Raw genomic sequence first — 4,561 nt, forward strand, 5'->3', positions numbered from 1 at the left:
TATACAGTTGGATCATCATCGGGTTCTCGGCCGCCTTTGGATTAGGCATGCTGATCATGAGTTGGGCCATGCGCAAAAACCAGTTCGGATAAGAGGCATCGCTTTACCTTGATTATGAGTGGTCACTGTGTACTCCGCTATTTGGGAGATGTCCCTGTCTCCCTTTTTTGACGCCATACGGCTCTCAAGCCAATACCTGCATAAATCACCCATGCCATTTTAGCGTTGTTTGTCACCTCTGGATTCGGGAGATCACTTGATCTCCCTTTTTTCTCTGAATCACCACGTTGCAGGAACTGTTGTATGAACCGTTGCATTCTTTCAGGCTGCAACATTTATAATATTTATTATATATCAGTATATTGGTTCAATTTTCTGTTGCGAAAAGATAAATTTCTTAAACCCACAATACTAAATAAAACAAGGGATTAACTTCTGGCACGTTGTTTGCTGATAAAGCTTGCTGAAATTGCCGATGGCGTGGCGGGTTCTGGAAACCAACAGAATCAAGGGTTTTTTATAACGAACATGGAGGCAAATGTGATGAAATCATTGAAAAAAACACCAATGGGCCGGAAACTGCGGTCTTTGGCTTTGATGGCGGGTGTCGGTATGGCGGGCTTCATGATCGCAGCCCCAGCGTATGCCTGGGGTCCTTGGGGTGGCGACATGCCCTGGAGTGGTGGTGGAGGGATGCCCTGGAGCGGTGGTGGCATGCCTTGGTCCGGTTATAGCGGCCCAATGAATGGCAACAGCGGCCCCTTTAGCGGCTATGGTGGCCCCATGCAGGGATCAGAAGGCCCCTGGGATATGGGTGGCATGAATTTCAATGGGCCGCATGGTGGCCCCATGAACATGAATAGTGGCAACTACGGCGGTTATGGGCAGCCTTATCAGGGCGAATATCAGGGCGGTGGTAGTAATGGTTATCCGCAGTCCTATGGACAACAAAACTACGCTTATCCCAATCAGCAGCAATATTCACAACCATACCCGCCGCAATATCGCCAACCCTATCCGCAGCAGATGCGTCCCAGCATGCCGCCCCCGCCCATGGGACCTTATCCGTCTCCTTATGGATATTCGCCTTACGGATACGGACGCTAGCACGAGGTCATCATGCGTTTGGTAGTGGCATCCATGAAAGGTGGATCGGGAAAAAGCACGGTGAGTTTCAATCTCGCCGTGTGGTTGGCGTATCGGGCTCCCGTGCAACTTTACGACCTCGATCCCCAAGGTACCTTACGCGATGTCTGCCGCGATCGCACAGAACAGCACATTCTGCCCGCCATCTCTGTAGCTACAGAGATGGATGAAGCCCTGCCCCTGACTGAATACGTACTGATTGACTGTAGTTATTCCGAATTGAACGCTTTTCGGAGGGCCCTGAGCATCGCCGATACCATCCTCATGCCCGTCGGCCCCAGTCAGGCCGATATCTGGTCTGCACAACGTTTTCTGGAGGATTGCAGCCATTGGGCAGCCCCTCCGGTCTGGGCATTTATCAATCGCGCAGATACCCACCACGCGGTTCGTGAAAGCGATGAAGCCGAGGCCATGCTGGCCGAACTTCCACAGGTCAAATCATTGGGATTACGACTCGGACAACGCACTGCCTTTCGCCGCTCACTGAGTGAAGCCCGTGCCGTTTTTGAATTGGATGTCAGCAGCAAAGCCAGCAAGGAACTGGAAAAACTGGCTATTACTCTGTATCCAGAATGGTGTATAGCCTAGACCAAACCCATTTAACATTGAGGCGGACAACTTATGCGTACTTTCTCCCAAAAACCCTTCCACAAACATTTTCTCTTCAAAAAAGGGATAGTTTTTTCAGCTCTTTTTGCGAGCGCCAGCCTGCAATTAGTCTCCGGGAATATGCATTTCGAAACGGCTCCTTTCAGCATTATTGCCAGCGCAGCAGCCGCAGAATCTGCCTTGCCTGCAGAAACTGCACCCGCTCAATCGGCGCATCTGACTGCCGCAGCTCCCAAAAAAGTGGCGACACCGGTAAAGCCACCACACGGCGCTGCCCCCGCAGCCAAACATCCCGTCGCGCCAAAAAAAACTGGACGGAGTGGCCCAGCCAAAGCGCATTCTGCCCACAAAAATATCAAGGCTCCGCCCACATTATCCATGCCCATGCCGGCTTCGACAAAAAGCCTGAGCAAAGCCGAAGTCAAACTGCTCTTGCAGGCACGGGCGGCCTACTGGCATCGCAATGCGCCGAAAGCCATTGCCGACTACCAAAAACTGCTCCACGAAGCGCCTGATCATCCGGGTATTTATGGTGAATTGGGCAATGTGTATTACATGACCGGCAAATATCCAGAAGCCGCCATTGCCTATGGAAGTGCGGCCCGAACCATGATTCGGATGCAGCGTTTTGCAGAAGCCTATAGTCTTTTGCCGCTGATAGGTTCCCTGAATCCTCGGGAAGCTACCGCCATTGACCATAGTCTGCAGGTTCACAGCGCTGCAGCAGCCAAAAAAACCAGAGCAACCGCCCAGCAAAAATCTGAGCAGTCCGCAGTGCCCGATTGAAAATCATCGCGCCAACAACATATCACCAGTCGATCTCAACAAGCTGTTTGCAGAGCATTGGGCACAGACTGTCGGCCGCATGCAGAACATGCCGGAGTTCCAAAGATAGTCGCCGCTGTCGAGGTAATACTGGGCATTGCTCTGATTGGGCTTTTCGACGAAACGGGCAACCTGATAGCCGCTGTCCAGGGCGCTGCCCTTCTGAATGTAGCCATAACCGGTTTCGGGACCCGTCGGCTGTAGAATGCAAATAAAGTTGGTAACTTTTATCCGGCCAAAGCCCGTAAAGTCGCCACATGGAAATTTTCAAAAATAAATAGAGTTGGTAACTTTTTGCCTTTTCACCCCAATAACCCTTGATGTTTGTGCAAATAAAGTTGGTAACTAAAGAGGGCCTCTTGCAATATCTGCATTAAAATCAGTGAGATAATGATGCATGAAAGTTACCAACTCTATTTGTAAGTTACCAACTTTATTTCGTTGTTACCATCTTTATTTGAATGCCACATCGGCGTGACACTAAAGGTCACCAGTTAGCCTTGTCCGGCAGGCTGCTGCGCTTTGTGTACGGTGTTTAACACCGTTGTGTGGACGCAAAATGTGAGACCGCAGCACGTTTTATCAGCGTCTGGGTTTTACTCCAACTCTCGATAACCGTTGTACCTCTGTATTTCTATTTCGCAGCTGATTAGGGCCAGAGCGTGAACCCCCAGCTCTTCGACGGCAATTTCCGGCTGCTGGGGGCTGCTGGGGGCTGGGTGGCGGGAGGACCAGAGCCAGTAGTCGGTGCGACCATCTTCAAAATGACGGGCCTCATAGAGTTTTTCCATGATGGGGACATGGTCACCATAAAACCCCAGCACACTGGGTAGGGACAGCCTGGGCAGTTCGGTCATGAACTGCTGCAGCATGGCGCCAGCGTTGCGGACGTGGCGCAGGTAAATGGCAAGGTCATCGGCGCTGACAGAAGGCTTCTGCAAGAGCAGGGTTTTCTTTTCTGCGGCGCTGACCGATTCCAGATGCAGAGGGCCGTGGTTTTCCATGGTAATAATGAAGATGAAGGTCGGCTGGGTGGCCCCCTGCAGTATTTGCAAGGTCTTGTCGGCAACCGCCCGGTCGCCGGTATAGGGGCCACTGCGATCTTCCGGCGTAAACTCCGCGACATCCAGAAAATCATCAAAGCCGAGCAGCGGGTAAATCGTATTGCGGGCGTAAAAGCTGGAGGGATAGGGGTGGATGCAGATGGTCCGATAGCCTTGAGCCTTGAGTCGCCAGGCGATGCTGGGCAGGGGCCGACGCGCCAGAAAGCGGTAAGGCTGAAACTGATGAATACCGAGCGTAGCAGGCGACCAGCCGGTGAGCAGACTGAATTCAGTGCGGATGGTATTGGCTCCCCAGGGCGGTACACGAATTTGCCCGCTTTGCACACATTGACGTCGGGCCGCGTCAAAATCCCTGAACACTTCCGGGGCAATGTGTGGCCAGAGGCGGCGCGCATCAAAAAACGATTCGCTCTGGACGATGACCAGATGACCCGTTGATTCTGTATGACTTGGGGTTTCTGTGATATTCGGATTCGGACTCGGAATAATCGGCTGCGGTTCTGACCAGGGACCAAAGGGTCTGGCAGCAGGCACCTGAACAGGGGCCCGTTCTGCCCAGCCATATAACCAGAGACTGGGGGCGAAACCCATGTCGCGAATATCTTTGTCCGGCTGCAGGCTGGGTGCGTCAGACCAGCGGTCGCCTATCCAGAGCAGGCAGGCTGCAGCGAACAGCGACAAGGCATTATATTTGAGAAAAACCAGCCAGGGCATTTGTGCAGTCAGTGGTGTTTCCGCCCAAAGCGCCGTACCAATGACGGCTATGGCAATAATCCCCAGGGCGATGGCCCGCCACAAACCGAGAAAGGGTAAATACAGGCGGGGATGTTTGATGGCATCGGTGAAGTATTCAAAGTCCATGAATACAAAAGGTTCACGCAGGCTGGCTTCTTTGGCATTACCCACCAGCACCACCG

The 4,561-nt window shown here is 52.4% G+C and carries 5 protein-coding genes; 3 read left to right on the forward strand and 2 right to left on the reverse strand.

Annotated elements, in window-relative coordinates; genetic code table 11:
* The first annotated feature begins 543 nt into the window (after positions 1-543).
* Genes AC2VLY_RS07295 through AC2VLY_RS07305 form a run of 3 tightly spaced genes read left to right on the forward strand, consistent with a single transcriptional unit; the run spans position 544 to position 2,541 of the window.
* A complete protein-coding gene (locus AC2VLY_RS07295) occupies positions 544-1,107 on the forward strand; it encodes a hypothetical protein (protein ID WP_486891911.1) in 564 nt (187 codons plus the stop codon).
* 12 nt (positions 1,108-1,119) lie between these two features.
* Positions 1,120-1,734: a nucleotide-binding protein gene (locus tag AC2VLY_RS07300; protein WP_486922022.1), complete on the forward strand. Its 615-nt coding sequence runs from the start codon at positions 1,120-1,122 to the stop codon at positions 1,732-1,734.
* Positions 1,735-1,767: 33 nt separating this feature from the next.
* Positions 1,768-2,541: a tetratricopeptide repeat protein gene (locus AC2VLY_RS07305; RefSeq protein WP_486891909.1), complete on the forward strand. Its 774-nt coding sequence runs from the start codon at positions 1,768-1,770 to the stop codon at positions 2,539-2,541.
* Between the two features lie 3 nt (positions 2,542-2,544).
* Here AC2VLY_RS07305 and AC2VLY_RS07310 read toward each other — a convergent pair whose 3' ends face one another.
* On the reverse strand, positions 2,545-2,811 hold the full coding sequence (locus tag AC2VLY_RS07310; RefSeq protein WP_486922024.1) for a sugar phosphate nucleotidyltransferase: 267 nt from the start codon (positions 2,809-2,811) through the stop codon (positions 2,545-2,547).
* Between the two features lie 365 nt (positions 2,812-3,176).
* Positions 3,177-4,561: LTA synthase family protein (locus tag AC2VLY_RS07315; RefSeq protein ID WP_486922023.1), on the reverse strand; the 1,385-nt coding region annotated here is incomplete at its 5' end.

The organism is Acidithiobacillus sp. TH-A36 (assembly GCF_057473445.1).

Excerpts from the sequence above, each read along its gene's own strand:
- AC2VLY_RS07295 (WP_486891911.1), top strand. The coding sequence starts at position 544 with ATGAAATCATTGAAAAAAACACCAATGGGCCGGAAACTGCGGTCTTTG.
- AC2VLY_RS07305 (WP_486891909.1), top strand. The coding sequence starts at position 1,768 with ATGCGTACTTTCTCCCAAAAACCCTTCCACAAACATTTTCTCTTCAAA.
- AC2VLY_RS07300 (WP_486922022.1), top strand. The coding sequence starts at position 1,120 with ATGCGTTTGGTAGTGGCATCCATGAAAGGTGGATCGGGAAAAAGCACG.